Source organism: Paenibacillus sp. FSL H7-0716 (assembly GCF_038002705.1).
Classification (GTDB): Bacteria; Bacillota; Bacilli; order Paenibacillales; family Paenibacillaceae; genus Paenibacillus_AQ; species Paenibacillus_AQ odorifer.
In genome coordinates this window covers 112,365-129,513 of sequence record NZ_JBBODA010000004.1, presented here as the reverse complement: position 1 = coordinate 129,513, position 17,149 = coordinate 112,365, and the positions used below count along the sequence as shown (strand labels likewise).

Sequence of the window (17,149 nt, the reverse complement as noted above, 5' to 3'; positions counted from 1 at the left end):
TTATTCCTTTTGACAAAGAGTAGCGGTTCTCCCTAACAGAAGGGCTGATGCTTTTTGTTTTAGTCTGCCTAACGGACCGAGGTGACTTTATTTACTGATTTTCAGCCTTTAAAGCAGACTTTCGGACTCCAGTGCAGCTATTCTTTATCCTGAGCTTCATTCTAGGCGTGTTTTAGGCTAATAGCGACTGTGGAGTCCGTTAGTATTCCAAAAGTGCGATAAAGCTGCCATTAGGGTCAACTGTGTCCGATAGCGGCTTCAACCGCGGATGACCAATTAAACAGGGAGACCTAACAGCCATTTGATGACTGTTAGGTCTCCCTTATTCTGTAGCTTATTTGTTTGCCAAGAAAGCATCGATTTGAGTTTGCAGTTCGGTTTGGATTTTATCAATGCCCGCGGATTTCAGTTGCTTGTTCAGATCTTCAAGACCTTTGTCGATATCTTTGATTACGCCGTACTCAAGCGGAATCGCATAACGGAGCATTACGTTACCAACGTTGGCAATTTCCGTTTTCACTTTGCTGTTATCGAATACGAAGGTTTCAAGCGCGTAGTGATAGACATTTGCTTCCCAGCCTTTAGCCAGATCGTTTGCTTCTTGCGGGAATGCTTCATTGTCACGGTTAAGTGGCGAGTTGAAGTTCCAGTTAGAGAAGCCAGTATAGTTCGGATTCTTTTCAAGGGCTTTATATTTGTCATCGCCAACCGCTTCGTAATGTACACCGCTAAGGCCGTACATCATTAGGTCGTGCAGTTCTTTATCATTTTGCATCAGATCGAGGAACATCAAGGAACGTTCCACATTTCTGGAAGTAGCATGGATCGAAGTACCGTTTTGTGTGGAAATCGCCACTGATTTCTTCTTGCCTTGGTTGATGTCAGCCAATGCTACTTCATAAGGGGAATTCTCTTGGCGCATCAAAGCCATAAGTGCTCCAAGTGTTCCGTTGTTGTGCGTAATCGATGCTGTTTTGCCTGCTTTAAAATCGGCCTGATGATCATTTTTACTGTTTAAAACGTTTTTCGACCAAGCATTGTTATCAGCGAGATCTTTGTAATATACAAGTAGGTCTTTAAACTCTTGCGTTTCGTATACGTTAAATACTTGCCCTTTTTCATCCGTCAATTTGAAAGCAAACGGAAGGTCGAGATCAAACATATTCCATTCGTTTTGTTGCTTCAGCAATACACGGTCCAAATTATGATATTTCCAGTCTCCTGTTTCCGGAGTGAACGGCGTAATTCCTTTTTCATTTTGCGCTATGGTTTTCAAATAAGTGGCATACGCTTCTGGGCTGTTGATCTCAGGAAGATTATATTTCTTACGCAAATCCTCACGGTACAAAATCAATTTCTCAACGGATTCCCCTCTGTTTTGTGGAACCATGTACAGTTTCCCATTTACCTTAGCCTGATCCCAGCTCACATCAGACATAGCTGCTAAAGTCTGCGGCATATATTTGGTAAGCAGCTCGTCGGTCAATTCCAGGAATCCGCCTTTCAGCGCCTGGTCATTGTAACCAGCCCAGTTTGCCGAATAGATGAGGTCAAAATCCTCATTTGCTGCCAGCTTCAGCGGATATTTTTGCGCCCAGTCCGACCAATCCAGAAACTCGCCCTCTACAGTAGCATTAATTTTTTCTTTCAGCTTTTTATTAATTTCAGCAAAAACGCTATCATAGTCTATCGGTTTAGGACCAACAAAAATCATTTTCAGCTTCACTTCTTTAGAGGTATCAAGGGTGTCTGAGGTAGTTGCAGGTTCTGAGGTGTTCGTAGTGTCGCTTCCTCCCTCTGACGCATTATTTGTAGCCTGTGCAGACGTATTAGCATTGTTATTGCCACCACCACATGCACTTAGAATCATTACGAAGGTTAAAACGAGCGCTAGCATCATCAATCTATTTCTCTTCAGCATCTCAAGCCTTCCCCCTTGTGTTTAATTGTATTGATAAACCGAGTTTCCCCGGGTTCATCCTTTCACAGCACCAATCGTCAAACCTTGGACAAAATACCTCTGCACGAATGGATAAGCCAGCAAAATTGGGCCAGTGGCCACAACTGTCATCGCCATTTTCAAGCTCTCGGTTGGGATCGATGTCGTTACGACTGCCCCTGCCCCCATCATCGCTTTGCGCATGCCATCCATATTACCAAGCATTTTATACAAGTAATATTGGAGTGGCATCAAGTTTTCATTCGATACAAACAGCAATGCATTATACCAGTCGTTCCAGTAGGCAAGTGCTAGAAACAATCCAATGGTAGCTAACGCAGGCTTGGACAGCGGCAGGATTAGACGAGCGTAGATCTTAAAGTCGCCTGCGCCGTCAATTTTTGCCGATTCTACAATCGCTTCCGGAATGCTGCCCATAAAAGACTTCATAACAATGATATAAAAGACATTAAGCATCATCGGAACCACTAAGGCCATTAGCGTATCCTTCATATGCAGGTAGTTGACCATAAGCAGATACCACGGAACCAAACCGCCGCTGAACAAAGTCGTAAAGAAAAAGAAGAACGAAAATTTATTGCGCCACTTAAAATCTCTTCGGGATAGCGCATAAGCAGTCATCGAAGTCAGAAACAAGCCAAGCACCGTGCCGAGTATAGTAACCCCTATTGTCACTATATAGGCTTGAATCATCTGTTCGGGATACTTAAACAAAATGCTGTACGCCTCGGTTGAGAAGGCAGTCGGTATAAATTGATAACCATCCGTTAGGATTTTGGATTCCTCCGTAAAGGATGAAGATACGACAAGTATAAAAGGGAAAATACATAAAACTGAGAGAAAAATCAGGGACACATAACCAATACCTGAAAATATTTTACGATCGAGCTGCTTCATATCGTTACCTCCATTATGAAAGACTTAACTCTTGACACGATTAGAACAGAGCGCGGTCTTTGTCGTATTTACGGACAGCATAGTTCACTGACATGATCGTCGCAAAGCCAAGAACGGACTGGAAAACTCCAGCTGCAGCTGACATGCCGATATCATTCGAAGTAATCAGTGACCTAAATACGAAAGTGTCGATAACGTCTGTCGAGGAGAACAACAAGCCGTTGTTGCCGATCATGTTATAGAACATCCCGAAATCACCACGGAAAATGTTCCCGACTGCCAGCAGCACCAGAATAATAATCGTTGGATACAAATTCGGAATGGTTACTTTCATAATTCGCTGAAAAATATTAGCCCCATCGATTTCGGCTGCTTCATACATTTCTGTATCTATCCCCGTAATCGCAGCCAAGTACATCACCGTTCCGTATCCAAGACTTTTCCATGCAGAAACGAGAACCAGAATATACGGCCAATAGGAAGGTGTATTATAAATATCGACAGGCTGGAGTCCGATACCTCTGAGCAAAGCATTCACGGTGCCGATATCATAATTTAGCAGGTTATAAGCAATCGCACCGACAACGACCCATGAGATAAAGTACGGCAGGAACAACGCCGATTGTGTGATTTTGCGGAACCATTTACCACCGACCTCAAACAACATAATCGCTGCAAAAATTTGCAAACTGTTATTGACGACGATAAATGCAATGTTATATAGTGCTGTATTTCGTGTTACCCGCCAAGCATCACCTGATTCAAAGAAAAAGCGGAAGTTGTCGAGCCCGTTCCAGGCACTTCCAAAAATACCGCCCGCGTAATCGTAATGCTTGAAGGCAATAATAATGCCCGCCATCGGGACATAGGCAAACAGAAGGAAAAAAGCAACCGCCGGAGCCAGCATCAGCAAGAGAACCCTATAATTCTTTAAATCGCTCCAAAATGTATGCCCTTTCATCTTTGCACCCCTCTCTTCTCTATATCACTTATTATAAAAGGGCGAAGGCGCTTAGATAATTCAGCGAAACAACTAAACATAATACTAATTCAACGATTCGATAAAAAAAGGTTAGCCGGCAGACCAAAAACACCCGGCAGCGATTCTCCAATAACCGAAAAATCATCGCCGGGTTTTCATTTTCACCGCTGGTTTGTTAGATTTTATTTTTCTTCCGGTACTCTCCGGGCGACATGCCCATGTATTGCTTGAACTGTCTGTTGAAATAAATAATATTTTTATATCCGGCTTGTTCCGCAATCTCATACACTTTCTTAGTCGGATCTTCGAGCAGCTCGCATACCCGTTTCATCCGTAATTCACTTAGAAAATCACTGAATAAACTGTTGGTTTCAACCTTGAACAAATGCCCCAGATAATTAGGCGTAAAATCGAAATGAGCGGCCACTTCGTTCAGCGTTATTTTTTGATCTAGTCTCTCTTTCACATATTCCGTGATTTCATCAATTAACTTCCGCTTTTGTCTTTGCCGTTTCAAATAAAGCAGCTCCGACAACTCAAAAAACCTTCTTCTCAGCCAAGAGAGAATATCATGCACCGTTTCGAACTGAAACAGCACAAAGGGATGATGTGAATCCCAATTCAAAATCTCATATAGATGCTCGTTCATTTGCTGCAGATCGGCATGAAGCTTGGAGGTAATCCGAATAATGATATCGTAGATGTCGTTTTTCTGGGAGAGCGGACTGTCCCCGGCAAACAGCTGCAGCAAACAATCATCAATGGTGGTAAGGTCATAATCGAGCATGGCTTTAAGCATCCGGTCCACAATAACCTCTAAATCTGAGGCGATTTTTTCCTTCGGGCTCCATTCCGAGGCATCTTGGATGATTCTATTTTTCCCAACAATCCATTTAATACTTAAAGCAGCCTGAGCCTGCCGATAGGAATCATGCAGCTTACCCAGTTCTGTTGTGTACATCCCTCTTCCAATCGTAATTGAACAGGAGAACTCCTGATAGAATGTCCGAATGAGCTCTTCCATCAATGCGGTAAAATATTGTTCCTGAACCGCAGCAAGGATCACAAAATGATAGTCATAGGTTGTGATGACCATGCCTAAATTTTGATCTTGCGCGAACTTCCGGATAAACTGATTGGCTGTGCTGCTCCATAAACTCCGCTCTTCTTCCGTCCAAGTTTGGATTTTCCGTGCCATATCGTCGATCTCGACGATGGCAACCGCCGACGCGCCTTGTAAGTAAGACGTAAGAACGTTGTGAATATGCGTCTCGACCTGCCCCGGGGCAGTCTCATTAAACCAGCGCAGCAGCAGCTCCTGATTCACAAGCGTCAGTGTTTCCGATAAGGAAATATGCTGCTTCCTCTCCTTCTCGATCTTGGCGCAGAGTTCAGTCAGCGTCTTATTCAACTCGTCATCATCGACGGGCTTAAGCAAATAACCGGAAGCATTTAATTGAATTGCCTCTTTGGCATAGTTGAAATCCTGATGTCCGCTAATAAAAAGCAGATGGACCTCAGGGTTAATCTCCTTCGCTTTCCGGGCAAATTCCACGCCCGTCATAATCGGCATGCGGATATCGGAGAGAATGATATCAATGCGGTGCTGCTCCATCATTTTTAAAGCGGCAAAACCGCTCGTTGCCGTTCTCACGCTATGCAAAGGCAAATGATCACTGCCCGCCACCCGCCGTCTAAGCCATTCCAAATCGATCACTTCATCATCCACCAGCAGAACGTTGATCTCCATCGCCATACTATTTACTCCCCCATAACTTCCCGGATTTCCGCATTATCCACCGGTAAGATAATTTGAACGGTCGTTCCTGCCCCAAAGTAACTGCCGATATGAATGCCGAAATCATGGCCGTATCTCAGCTTGATTCGTTCCTCCACGTTTCTCAGTCCATAGCTGCTCGAATGGAATGAGCTCGAACGCATATTTCGCAGTGTATCCGCCCGCATACCAATTCCGTTATCGATGACCTTGAGCTCGATGCGTTCACCCAGCCGTTTTCCGGTAATCCGGATCGCAATCGTCTCCCCAAACCAAGCATGCTTGAATATATTTTCTACAAACGGCTGCAAAATCAGCTTAATGATGGGAACCTGTAAAATATCAGGATCAATATCATAATAAACCTCAAACGCATCGGCATACTTTACCCTCTGAATTTCAAGATACATCCTTACCTGCTCCAGCTCTTTTTCAAGAGAGATATAGACATGTCCTTCATTCAAGGTGAGGCGATAGAATTTAGAAAGACCTTGTACCATCTGTGTAACCTTCTCAACTTCGCCTAAATTGGCCAAGCTGCCAATGGTCGACAATGTATTGTACAAAAAATGCGGACTGATCTGAGCTTGAAGCACATCCAGTTCTGCTTGCTTTTTCTGAATACCTTGCTCATAGACGTTCTGGATCAGGTCCTGGATGCTAGTCGCCATCTGATTAAAACTATTAGCAATGTAGACAAATTCATCGTTCCCGGCAAACCCAATTCTTTTATAAAAATTCCCTTCCTGAAACGACCGGACCAAATATACGATCCGTTTAATTTTTTTGCCTGATATGCGGGCAACGAGGAAGCCGATCACCGCCATGACTAAAAAGCTAATTAAACAAACGGTGGTGATCACCTTCTGCATTCGGCTAGCATCTTTATTCAAGTATGCATGTGGCACCCGTACCTCGATAGCATAGTCAGACAACGGAATATCTTCACTAATGATCAGATAAGCGTCTTGCTTCGCATGTTCATCGACAATACCTTGTTCATAAAGAGTTAATCCACTAACCCGATCCACTAGACGAAGGTCTATGCCCTGTTCAATCGGAAAAGTATCGAAATTGCCAAAAAGCTCGTCAATTCTCGCCGTGACGCGAATATAACCAATAATCGATGGCCCTCCCTTGGAAGAAACCAGCTTGCGGAAATAGGAAATATTGCTTAGTTCACTGTCGCTGTCCGCCTGAAGCCACAAGCTGTCTTTGTTATTGGCAACAATCGACTTGAACCATTCCTTATCTTCAATAACCTGATCAGAAAGAATATAATAATCGCTTCTACCGATAGGTACAGACATATCATCACCGGGGATTTCAAGCATCGTTTCATTTGCGGTATAGAGCACAAGTCTCAGATTGTTCCCATACAATTGCAGAGGGGCTTTCATATAAGGAACGATATCATCCCTCATTTTGAGCATGTTTTCCAATGCATCTCCCCTAAACTGCAGAGCATTCTGGAAATTCGTATTGAGAAACAGCGAGTTAGTCATTCGTTTGATTTCATCTGTCTGATATTCGATATTGTTCCTCGTCTGCTTCAAAGCTGTCCGCACATTCGTTTCCGCCATTTCCGTTCTGGACTCTACGAGCATCGTATAAGCTATATAACCCACCAATACATCTGTCAGCAATACTAGAATGAGGTATGGTATCATCATCTTATAGGTGAACGGAATATACTTTTTCCTGAATAAAAACCTCTCCATACCCATGCTCCCTTGTATCCGAGTCAATGCTAACGTTGTTTTCATCCATTCTACAATGGAATGAAAGCGGTTACTAGATATTGTGTTTGGAAAATGGGCTTTAGAGCAACACCCTGTTTTCCAATATATTTTTCAGACTGATATGAGATTTTGAAGGTCCAAACTTTATAAGGTTGTCTTGGAATTCAGCTAACTCCTCAATCGATGCGGTTTGCACCTTTATGAGGTAATTATATTCTCCGCTAATCCGATATAAATCGGTAACTTCCATAGCTTGTTTGCAAAAATCCGTAATCTCTTGGCAATGTTCTGTTTTTAATAGAATAAACGTAGTTGTGCCCCGATCCAGATCTCGTAGATTAAAAGCTGTATGATACCCAGAAATGATATTCCTTTCCTCCAGCTTGATCATTCGTTCTTTAACAGAGGGTTGTGACATCGAAACCTCTTTACTGATTTGTGAAATGGACATTCGGGCATTGTACTGAAGTAATTGCATAATCTTTTTATCAATCTCATCCACAAGTTGTTCCATAGCAAGCGCCTCCTAAACCCATTTTATAAAATAAACTTATTCCACTAAAATACCTTAAATTTAATAACCATATTACTACAAAACACTTATCTTATATATATATCTCATATTTTAATACAACTATAATAAGTATATATTGAAGTTGGGAGCGATTATAAATGAGTGTAACAGGCCTTGCACATGTAGCGGTTCAAGCCAAAGACTATAAAGCAACTATTTCATTCTATATGGAAGTTTTAGGATTCAAGCTAGGTCATCATTGGAGTCTGCCATCCTTTCAGATCAAAGAAGCCTCCATGCTGATTTCACCTGACCGCAGAACCTGCATTGAGATTTTTGATAATGATGCAGTCATCGCCGCTCAAGGAAAAAAAGCCTTGTCTGATGAAGATATAGCGCACGGAGCGTTATTACATCTTGCCTTCTATGTAGATAATGTAGAGGAGACGTATCAAAAAGCCCTTGCACATGGCGCAAAAGCTTTTATAGCACCGGATTCTCTGTCTCTGGGCGAACCACCTCTTCTAATAAAAAACGCGATCATTCACAGTCCCAATGGAGAAGTTATCGAATTTCTTGAAGAGGTTGATTTTGATATGTCCAGCAAAGTTCATGTAGAATAAACGCTAGGGAGGGTTATGAATTATAAAACATACCATTCTCAGTAAAAAGTCGCTTTTCCTCTTAATTTTTTTGATATTTCTTATAGGAATCTACTTTTTATTCTTTGGACTTCCGTGGAAGTCTCTGGCTTTAAAAAAGCAATTTGAAGTCTATTTAGAAGATAAATATCAAATCGATTTCCAGCTGGGTAAGATGGACTTTGATTTTATTCATCGCACTTATCTTTCTTATGCCCATCCAGTAAATGATCCCACTCTGATTTTTTATGTAGGTCAAGATATTGAAAGCAAGGAAATTCAGGATCTTTATCCATATGAAGTTAATAAACGAAATGCTGAGAGAAAGTAATAGAATTCGAAGCCTGCTTCTAGCAGTTGAAGAAGGAATGATAGTATTGATCGTGATTCAAGTCATCGCTTGGCTCATCGCCTTCGCAGCCTTGTTATCCATGGTGTCGATTGTGCTGGTGAGCTGGAGGAACGGGATATCGCCGATGCCTACGTCAAAATCTGTACGCTCGGCTGTTGCCGTTGAGGTGAATCGGATTCCGGGATATAGCAGCATTGTGGAGGCGGGATCGGGTTGGGGAACACTTGGCATGGATGTTATTCGCCAATGTCCAGGCAAAAGGCTGACGGGCATTGAAAATTCCAGTATTCCCTTGTGGACATCCCAGCTGCTTGCTAGGTTCGGCACACGTATGCTGCGAGCAGACGAAGGCCAGAATCTGCTCCACGGAAGGCTTCATTATGTACGTGGGGATATTTATAGCAGCTCTTACGAGCATGCGGATATTGTTCTTTGTTACTTATTTCCCGGAGCGATGAAACGGCTTGGGGACAAGTTCAAGCGTGAGCTACTGCCGGGCGCGGTGGTCATTAGCATTTGTTTTGCCCTTCCAGGCATGCAGCCTGTCCGTACCCTAACATGCACGGACACACTGCGTACCAAGATATATGTATACAATTTTTAATTCAGGATTACCCCACTACTTCTTTTCAGATAAGGTGGTAATTCTGGATTTTTTTCAGTTTATCCACTTGAAACTCCCCTTGCCAAAAACAATGAATTGCACGGACTTTATACCACTACCGAGGTAAGTGATTTGTCCAGGAGAATGAATTTTATCCTAAATATAACTTTTTGTATGTCTTCTCCATCTAATTATACAGAGGGCCCTCAAGGAGGAAAAATCATTTGCTGGAAAACGAACTGGATATCAAAAAAGCGCAGAAAGGCGACCACGAGGCGTTCACCCGTCTTTTCAGGCACCTGGAATCCCAGTTGTACAGATTAGCCAAAACCATTCTGCTAAAAGATGAAGATTGCGCGGATGCTCTTCAGGAAACAACACTGAAGGTGTATAAAGGGTTGGCCAACCTTAAGCAGCCTAAGTTTTTTAAAACCTGGGTTATACGCATCCTGATTAATGAATGCAATCAGTTACTTCGTATGCGAGAACGAACTATAGCCGTGGCGGAAATTCCCGAGGAACCGGTCGTTTCCTATGTGCATTTTGAAGATTCAGGCAACGTAGACCTGCAAAGCTTCATTAATCAGTTGGACGAATCCCTGCGGCTTGCTATCGTGCTTTTTTATTATGACGATTTATCCATTAAGCAGATTGCAGATGTGCTCGACATCTCCGAGGGAGCGGTCAGGGCACGACTTCATCGCGCACGGAGATTGTTGTCCAAACAGATACATCCTGTGCCGGAGGAGGGTCTTGCTAATGAATAATAACAATTTAGAAAAGCAGATCAGGGAGCTAGGGAAAGCTAATATACAGGAGCTTCCTCCTTTACTACGATCACGGCAGGATTCGATTTATGCGTCGCTGGCCACCATTGTCCAGGATCCTATGGAAAAGGAAAAGAAAAAGCGGATATATCCAAAAATCACAGCTGCTGTGACTGCGGCGATATTGTTAAGTGTTATGCTAACGGCTATCTATCCGCCTACGTTGGCCAATGCGCTCAAGCAGCTTCCCTTGATAGGCGGTATTTTTGAACGGGCAGATGATATAGGATTACAAGCGGCCCAGCGTCTGGGACTGACTTCCCGTCTAAACAGCAGTGATACGCATGAAGGGATCACCTTGTCTGCCGAAGAGGCTGTATTTGATGGCAGCCGGTTGGCATTCTCGGTGAAGCGTGAGGGAGAAAAACTGGAAGGTAAGCTAGCCGGAGTAACGATTGGAGCGGATGGGAAGCCTTTTTTAGCGAAAGGTGCAATAACCTCTGCAGAAGTATTGATCGACGGCGCTTCCCTGGAGCAATTTTCTGATGGTCTCTGGAAAGCTATGCCGTTTCTAAGCTGGATAGAAGGTGCGGAAAGCAACACAGCTATTTTTAGACTAGTGGATTCCTCGAATTCCGGAATCTCCAACAAACCTTTTCCTGATCGATTTGTATTGACTGTAACCCTTGGCTTAAACGGTATGGATGAACCGTTTGTTCTCCAAATTCCTGCGCGGAAGGCTACGATCAATAAAATTTCCACACCTGACATACGCGCACAAGTTGGAGGATGGAGTTTGATCCTGAAAAAGCTGGAATATAGTCCATTAACGACACGCCTGTCGCTCATGCTGGAACAGGATACAGACGAAGATCATGCAGCATTGAGTTTAGTGGGCTTTGAAGTAAAGGATCAACAAGGACAGGTGCTGAAAGATATTTCACAGAAAGTCCTCTCGACCTCCAATAGGTCACTTAATGTCGATTTGCTTACTGAGCCATTTGAGAAACACCCTAATATGCTCACAATCCGTGGCTATCTTTATGAGTTTGAGAACCCACAAAGTAAGAATGGAGCATTTAAAACAGACAGTTCTGGAAAGCCAGTGAAGCATTATATTGACGGTCTAGAGATAAACGTGCTAGTTAAATAAAAAGTAAGGAGCTTGATAATATCATGAAAAAAATGACTAAGAAGATGTCTGTAATTTTAAGTGCTGCTGTATGCCTAGGAGCGTTGGGAATGCCAGCTTTAACTCAAGCATCCAGTGCCCAACCCGCTGTTGAAGCTTCCCTGAATACAACAAAAGTGGCCGATTCACACGATCAGCTTACTTTAAAGGGCAGTGCGCAGTTTGATGGTAACTATATTAAGATCGACCTGAACCGTGAGGGATCGCTATTTTCAGGAATCCTCGCAGGAGTAACTTTAAATGATAAAGGTGAGCCCTATCTTGCAGAAGGTACTATTGTGGGAATAGACGCCAAGCTCACTCAACCAGGAGGCATTGATTTAAAAACACCACGCTGGATCAGTGACGGTGATGCCAACAAGGCGGTTGTTGTATTGCAGACCGAATGGCTAACTGAGCAACAAAAGGCAAACCTGGCTTCCTCTGAATTGAGTATCCATGTGAAGCTTAACGGAATCGATGAACCGTATGTACTTAAATTTTCTCTCAAGCAAGCAGGATTAGTGCGTAACATTCAGCTGCCTGCTATAAAGAAAGACAACCAATTTGAAATCAAAACCACCCGTGTTGCTGCGGGAGAGACTTCTGTGCGTATCGCTTTAGCGGTTAAAGGGGTTGCCACCCAAGCACAGGCTTTAGGATATGACATTTATGATAATCTGGGAAATGAATTAGAATTTATTGCAAGGGATTCTGTTGCAGCAACTCAAAATACGGTTTCTGAAGATTTATTGTTCGAAGCGCCTAGTTCAGCGGCAGAATATCTGATTATCAGACCGTATCAAGCCGTATTTGAAAAGGGCAACACCGGGGCTTATAAAGTAGATGCCAAAGGCAATGTAGTTAAAAATTATAACAAACAACTGGAGATCAAAATCCCTCTAAAATAATCGTTAACGCAGCAAACATAAACATATTTATCTAGGAAAAGGGGATTACCTCTCCAGCCGAAGGCTTGAGGTAACCCCCTTTTTTCAATGGAAAGAATGTTCGGTTTTACTGGTCATTTATAGCTAAAAAGCGGATAGTAGCTGTTGTCCCCTTACCTTCGGAACTACTATAATTAATTTCCCCGCCGTACTTTTCTACGATATTAAAGCAAATCATTAATCCTAAGCCTGTTCCATTACTTTTTAATGAATAAAAAGGAGTCCCTAGCGACTTAACCTCAGCTTCCGACATCCCGCTTCCTTCATCGATGATTGTTATCTCAATAAAATTATTGTTCCTATTCGCCATAATAGAGACAGATTTACCAACATCCGAAGCCTCTAAAGCATTTTTTATTATATTAATAAGCAGCTGCTTAAATTCAATTTTATTAATAGAGATCTTGCAGTCTTCTTCTACATAGGTAACAATTTGATTATCAGATAACATTGCGTAGGAATGGAGCAATCCTGTGACACTCTCAATAACATCCTTCACATCTACTTTTTCTAGTTTTTGTTCTCCATTTGGCTTTGAAAGGGTTAGAAATTGCGAGATAATCTGTTCTACTGTGTTCAATTCATCAATCATTAATTTAAATTTTCTTTTCATAGGATCATCAAATGAAGGATCCTCATCAAAAAACTGCAAAAAACCTCTAACCACTGTCACTGGATTTCTAATTTCATGCGCAACGGCAGCTGTTAATTGCCCAACCATCTTTAAACGCTCAGATTGCTGTAATTGTTCATAATAAAGCTGCTGTTTTTTCATCCGTTTAAATGATATTTGAAAAATGAAAAATAATAACACTTGAACCGCTATTATATTAATGAAATTCCCTAGAATATCATAATGTAAATATGTATATAGATCCCCTCTATCAATCAAGAGGATATAACCAAATGTAATTACCATCAGTATTCCATTTATAATGAAGGAAAAATAGAACAATTTTAAATCAAAAAATAGAATAGAGAGTGCAGGAATAAGACAAATGAGGATATAGGTAGTCCAAGTTTGAGGATATAAAAAGAATAGCGTATAAAAATACGCAAATCCAAATAGAATGATAATCTTTCTAAAAGTATGTGTCTCATGCTTAGGGTAAATCCATAAACAAACCGTTAGAAACGCCACACATAAAAAATGAATGATATAACCAAAATCAATCCCATCTAACTCTAGAGTAGATAGTATTAATCCAAACATCATAAGAACGATGATCATTAACATTAATATGTAATAGGTTTTTCGATTCACCCGACTGTAGAACTCTCTCATGAATTCACCACTTTTAAATTGATTTTACCATTACGATAGTGATCTTACTTGTAAACTTATTGTCGAAATAAGAATTATATCAGCTGAAATAGTAATAAACAATAACTGAAAAACCCAGTAAACTCAATACCTCATTTAATTTCTGAAATTAGTAATTATTGCTATAATCATTGTATTAACTTTAGTTCTTATATCTAAAGTACTAGGATGGTGTACCCTATGGTATTTGCATTTTTATTTATATTCGCTATGTACGCGGCAACTAACTATTACATTGCGAGAAAGATTTTTAAATGGCTACAACATATATTTTCAAATATAAACGGGATCATATATGGAGTCATCTACAGCTTATGTGCATTAACAATCATTATTAATTTACTATTGTCTTCTTCAGCTATGACGACCGATTCAAATATTGTTAATTTTATTGGTCAATTCGGAGACTATTGGATGGGGATCTATTTCTATTTATTCCTGCTATTGATCCTTTCAGATGTAATCTTACTAATTAGTAAGTGGATTAAGGTCCTCCCTTTTCCTACACCAGCACGTGTTATTTTTCATACAAGGTCCGTAGTATTAATTCTAGTCATAGGATTGGTGTCCTATGGGATTTATAATGCGAATCATTTAAAAGAAGTCACCTATCCGCTCCAAATACATAAAAACACTTCATTAGATCAGTTAAATATCGTCCTGATCAGCGACTTACATTTAGGCTACGTAAATGATGTAAAGTTTATTGAAGACGTTGTTGATCGTATTAATGGACTACAGCCGGATATGGTGTTGATGACAGGAGATATATTTAATGGTAACTACTATGCGCTCTCTAATCCTTCCAAAGGAATAGAGTTATTAAGCACTATTCAGTCAACCTATGGGGTTTATGCTTGTTTAGGTAACCATGATGCAGGACGCTCATACGATCAGATCGTGAACTTTATAGATAAGAGTAATATCAAACTTCTAAATGATGAGCATGTCGTTATTGATAATCAATTCGTTGTTGTGGGTAGAAGGGATTCCTCACCGATTGGTAATCAAGGGAACCCCAGAGCGATTACTTCAGAGGTGATGAGTGACATTGATACAAATATGCCCGTTATCGTAATGGATCATCAACCAACCAATAGGATTGAATACGCAGATGACGTTGATTTGATACTTAGCGGACATACGCATCAAGGACAAGTATTCCCTGCAAATCTGATCACTAATGCTATGTTTACAGTAGATTATGGCCACTATCAAAAGAATCCAAACAGCCCTCACGTCATCGTTACATCTGGTGCAGGGACTTGGGGACCGCCATTACGAATTGGCACGAATAGTGAGATAGCACTGATCAAAGTGGATTTTAAATAGAGGAGATTTTTTAGACTGATTAAAAAAGCGGCCCGCCTATGGACGAGAAGTAACGTCATAGACTGCCGCTTTTTTTTGCTCAGCAACATAAAAAACATGGAAGAATAACGGAAAAGACTGGAGTAGCATCTTACTAAACTTCGGCAAAAATGCAGCAACTCGTAAGGATTGGATACAGGAATACAAAGAGGATTTAACAAAACAAATTGGCAATATCCCCAGTGAGAACAGATTCCAAAATGCTTCCACTGCCAGCCTGAGCGAGTTTGTGGGAGATATCAAGGATATGCTTACCCAAGCAGGATTTAAGAATAGTGGATTTCTCTGACTGCCTATCTAACTGTAATATCAGCAAGCACCCTCATCGACTAATCATGCCGGATCTCCGTGTTAGTCCGAATACCTTCGAGACGATCTCTTGGATCAGGCGTTATTCTTTCCCTCTTTCTTCTATTTATTGAATACAAAACAAATAATAATATAAACCATAAAGGCGTCAACAATAAGGCCGGACGAGTTTCATCAGCAAATAGCATAATTATGAGTATGATTGCAAACAAGGCTAGAACAACATAATTCACAAAGGGTGTAAACGGTGCTTTGAATTTTGATTTGGCCTGCAATTCCGGCTTCGTCTTTTTATATCGCAAATGGCATATTAGAACGACGCCCCAAACCCAGATGAAACAAATGGCACTAATCGTTGTTACGATGCCAAAAGCCGTCTCCGGAATCAGCTTACTCAACAAAGCGCCTACAGATAAGACAAGCGTGGATATAAATAAAGCATTACTGGGTACATGATTTTTATTAAGCTTTGCAAAGTTGGCTGGAGCCTGATCATTTCTGCTTAGATTGTATAGAATCCGGCTTGTTGAGAACATCCCGCTGTTACAAGCGGACGCAGCTGAAGTTAATACAACGAAGTTAATAACCCCCGCGGCAATCGGAATCCCCACTAAACTAAATGTTTTAACAAAAGGACTTTCTGCCGGGTTTAGTTCTGTCCATGCGTTGATGCATAATAAGGCAATAATAGCACCCACGTAGAAAAATAGAATTCGTAAAGGTATTTTATTAATCGCCGATGGGATAGTTTTTTCTGGATTAGAAGTCTCTGCTGCCGATACGCCCACCAATTCCACACCCACAAAAGCAAACACAACCATTTGAAATGAAAGTAAGAACCCTGAAATCCCGTTTGGAAATACTCCCCCATGTGCCCAAATATTACTGAGCGCAACCGTTCCGGTAGTTGTTTTGAATCCAATCACCAGTAGAACTACCCCGATGGCAATCAATGCGAGAATAGTGATTACCTTAATTAAAGCAAACCAAAATTCCAATTCGCCAAAGCTTTTTACCGTCAATAAATTGAGTCCTAATAAAATAATTAAACAAATGACTGCGGGTATCCATTGCGGGATATCAAACCAATATTGTACATAGACCCCGACAGCTATAATATCGGCCATAGCCGTCATGATCCAACAAAACCAATAGGTCCATCCGGTTACAAACGCTGCCCGCGGTCCAAGATAGTCTTCGGCAATGTCTGTAAAAGATTGATAACCTGCTTTAGACAACAGAAGTTCTCCCAATGCCCTCATTACAAAGAAAATAGCGATACCCACGATTAAATAAGCAAAAATGATCGATGGTCCTGCCAGCTGTATAGCTTTACCTGATCCTAAAAATAATCCGGTACCGATGGTTCCACCAATCGCAATGAGCTGAACATGCCGATTCTCTAAATCTCTCTTTAATTCTTGTGCTGCCATTTCGAACTCCCCCTTATGCGAAAAAAATAACAAGTAAAAATGATAACAAAAAAGAGATTGGATACGCTCCAATCTCTTAGGTCTAAGAATAATAAATAAAATACATTCCTTTATTCTGACGATGATCAGAATAACAAATGAATTATCTAGTACTCTTCTGTCCTTTTGCCTGAGATTGTGAACCCTTCGGCGCCGGGGGAATCCCCCACGGTCTCTCCAGAAGCTGCTCCTGCTATAGTGTGATCCATAGCAATCATAGCTTGCGAATTATTTAATTGTTATGCCGCTAACTTCATTTTTAATATTTTTCAATACTAATCATTGTCAAATATTTTGTCAATAACATTAATTACCG

14 protein-coding genes and 1 riboswitch are annotated in these 17,149 nt (G+C 41.2%); of the genes, 6 read left to right on the top strand and 8 right to left on the bottom strand.

Going from position 1 to position 17,149, the window contains the following annotated elements:
* Nucleotides 1–334 precede the first annotated feature (334 nt).
* The 6 genes from MHH60_RS07130 to MHH60_RS07105 all read right to left on the bottom strand — a co-directional run bounded on the left by MHH60_RS07130 (nucleotide 335) and on the right by MHH60_RS07105 (nucleotide 7,872).
* A complete protein-coding gene (locus MHH60_RS07130) occupies nucleotides 335–1,921 on the bottom strand; it encodes an ABC transporter substrate-binding protein (protein ID WP_076132834.1) in 1,587 nt (528 codons plus the stop codon).
* A 54-nt stretch (nucleotides 1,922–1,975) separates the two neighbouring features.
* A complete protein-coding gene (locus MHH60_RS07125) occupies nucleotides 1,976–2,857 on the bottom strand; it encodes a carbohydrate ABC transporter permease (protein WP_076132836.1) in 882 nt (293 codons plus the stop codon).
* 40 nt (nucleotides 2,858–2,897) lie between these two features.
* On the bottom strand, nucleotides 2,898–3,818 hold the full coding sequence (locus tag MHH60_RS07120; protein ID WP_076132837.1) for an ABC transporter permease: 921 nt from the start codon (nucleotides 3,816–3,818) through the stop codon (nucleotides 2,898–2,900).
* Nucleotides 3,819–4,014: 196 nt separating this feature from the next.
* Nucleotides 4,015–5,595, bottom strand: a complete 1,581-nt coding sequence (locus MHH60_RS07115; RefSeq protein ID WP_305953757.1) for a response regulator — start codon at nucleotides 5,593–5,595, stop codon at nucleotides 4,015–4,017.
* A gap of 5 nt (nucleotides 5,596–5,600) precedes the next feature.
* Nucleotides 5,601–7,337 carry a sensor histidine kinase gene (locus MHH60_RS07110; RefSeq protein WP_076132839.1) on the bottom strand — a complete coding sequence of 579 codons (1,737 nt, stop codon included), beginning with the start codon at nucleotides 7,335–7,337 and terminating at the stop codon, nucleotides 5,601–5,603.
* A gap of 100 nt (nucleotides 7,338–7,437) precedes the next feature.
* Nucleotides 7,438–7,872 (bottom strand): Lrp/AsnC family transcriptional regulator, encoded by a 435-nt coding sequence (locus MHH60_RS07105; protein ID WP_076132841.1) that lies wholly within the window; start codon nucleotides 7,870–7,872, stop codon nucleotides 7,438–7,440.
* A 158-nt stretch (nucleotides 7,873–8,030) separates the two neighbouring features.
* On the opposite strand from MHH60_RS07105, the gene MHH60_RS07100 reads away from it, so the two are divergent.
* The 5 genes from MHH60_RS07100 (at nucleotide 8,031) to MHH60_RS07080 (ending at nucleotide 12,318) form a co-directional block, all read left to right on the top strand.
* Nucleotides 8,031–8,495 (top strand): VOC family protein, encoded by a 465-nt coding sequence (locus tag MHH60_RS07100; RefSeq protein WP_076132843.1) that lies wholly within the window; start codon nucleotides 8,031–8,033, stop codon nucleotides 8,493–8,495.
* 314 nt (nucleotides 8,496–8,809) lie between these two features.
* A complete protein-coding gene (locus MHH60_RS07095; RefSeq protein ID WP_341161124.1) occupies nucleotides 8,810–9,469 on the top strand; it encodes a class I SAM-dependent methyltransferase in 660 nt (219 codons plus the stop codon).
* Between the two features lie 224 nt (nucleotides 9,470–9,693).
* A complete protein-coding gene (locus tag MHH60_RS07090; protein ID WP_256715035.1) occupies nucleotides 9,694–10,236 on the top strand; it encodes a sigma-70 family RNA polymerase sigma factor in 543 nt (180 codons plus the stop codon).
* A complete protein-coding gene (locus MHH60_RS07085; protein WP_076132846.1) occupies nucleotides 10,229–11,389 on the top strand; it encodes a DUF4179 domain-containing protein in 1,161 nt (386 codons plus the stop codon). Before MHH60_RS07090 ends, MHH60_RS07085 begins: the two co-directional genes overlap by 8 nt.
* A 23-nt stretch (nucleotides 11,390–11,412) precedes the next feature.
* Nucleotides 11,413–12,318 carry a DUF5643 domain-containing protein gene (locus MHH60_RS07080; protein ID WP_076132847.1) on the top strand — a complete coding sequence of 302 codons (906 nt, stop codon included), beginning with the start codon at nucleotides 11,413–11,415 and terminating at the stop codon, nucleotides 12,316–12,318.
* Nucleotides 12,319–12,424: 106 nt separating this feature from the next.
* On the opposite strand, the gene MHH60_RS07075 is transcribed toward MHH60_RS07080, so the two are convergent.
* Nucleotides 12,425–13,588 carry a HAMP domain-containing sensor histidine kinase gene (locus MHH60_RS07075; protein ID WP_341161123.1) on the bottom strand — a complete coding sequence of 388 codons (1,164 nt, stop codon included), beginning with the start codon at nucleotides 13,586–13,588 and terminating at the stop codon, nucleotides 12,425–12,427.
* A gap of 453 nt (nucleotides 13,589–14,041) precedes the next feature.
* On the opposite strand from MHH60_RS07075, the gene MHH60_RS07070 reads away from it, so the two are divergent.
* Complete coding sequence (locus MHH60_RS07070) at nucleotides 14,042–15,013, top strand: metallophosphoesterase (RefSeq protein WP_341161122.1); 972 nt, start codon at nucleotides 14,042–14,044, stop codon at nucleotides 15,011–15,013.
* Nucleotides 15,014–15,381: 368 nt separating this feature from the next.
* On the opposite strand, the gene MHH60_RS07065 is transcribed toward MHH60_RS07070, so the two are convergent.
* Entirely contained in the window at nucleotides 15,382–16,794 is a 1,413-nt protein-coding gene (locus MHH60_RS07065) for an amino acid permease (protein WP_076132853.1), read from the bottom strand.
* 147 nt (nucleotides 16,795–16,941) lie between these two features.
* A riboswitch (glycine riboswitch) is annotated at nucleotides 16,942–17,024 on the bottom strand.
* Between the last annotated feature and the right edge of the window lie 125 nt (nucleotides 17,025–17,149).

Bases quoted from the DNA above. Each gene is read 5' to 3' on its own strand.
- MHH60_RS07110 (WP_076132839.1), bottom strand. From the start codon at position 7,337: ATGGAGAGGTTTTTATTCAGGAAAAAGTATATTCCGTTCACCTATAAG.
- MHH60_RS07100 (WP_076132843.1), top strand. From the start codon at position 8,031: ATGAGTGTAACAGGCCTTGCACATGTAGCGGTTCAAGCCAAAGACTAT.
- MHH60_RS07125 (WP_076132836.1), bottom strand. From the start codon at position 2,857: ATGAAGCAGCTCGATCGTAAAATATTTTCAGGTATTGGTTATGTGTCC.
- MHH60_RS07065 (WP_076132853.1), bottom strand. From the start codon at position 16,794: ATGGCAGCACAAGAATTAAAGAGAGATTTAGAGAATCGGCATGTTCAG.
- MHH60_RS07130 (WP_076132834.1), bottom strand. From the start codon at position 1,921: ATGCTGAAGAGAAATAGATTGATGATGCTAGCGCTCGTTTTAACCTTC.
- MHH60_RS07105 (WP_076132841.1), bottom strand. From the start codon at position 7,872: ATGGAACAACTTGTGGATGAGATTGATAAAAAGATTATGCAATTACTT.
- MHH60_RS07115 (WP_305953757.1), bottom strand. From the start codon at position 5,595: ATGGCGATGGAGATCAACGTTCTGCTGGTGGATGATGAAGTGATCGAT.
- MHH60_RS07080 (WP_076132847.1), top strand. From the start codon at position 11,413: ATGAAAAAAATGACTAAGAAGATGTCTGTAATTTTAAGTGCTGCTGTA.
- MHH60_RS07085 (WP_076132846.1), top strand. From the start codon at position 10,229: ATGAATAATAACAATTTAGAAAAGCAGATCAGGGAGCTAGGGAAAGCT.
- MHH60_RS07120 (WP_076132837.1), bottom strand. From the start codon at position 3,818: ATGAAAGGGCATACATTTTGGAGCGATTTAAAGAATTATAGGGTTCTC.
- MHH60_RS07095 (WP_341161124.1), top strand. From the start codon at position 8,810: ATGAAGTTAATAAACGAAATGCTGAGAGAAAGTAATAGAATTCGAAGC.
- MHH60_RS07070 (WP_341161122.1), top strand. From the start codon at position 14,042: ATGACGACCGATTCAAATATTGTTAATTTTATTGGTCAATTCGGAGAC.
- MHH60_RS07075 (WP_341161123.1), bottom strand. From the start codon at position 13,588: ATGATCATCGTTCTTATGATGTTTGGATTAATACTATCTACTCTAGAG.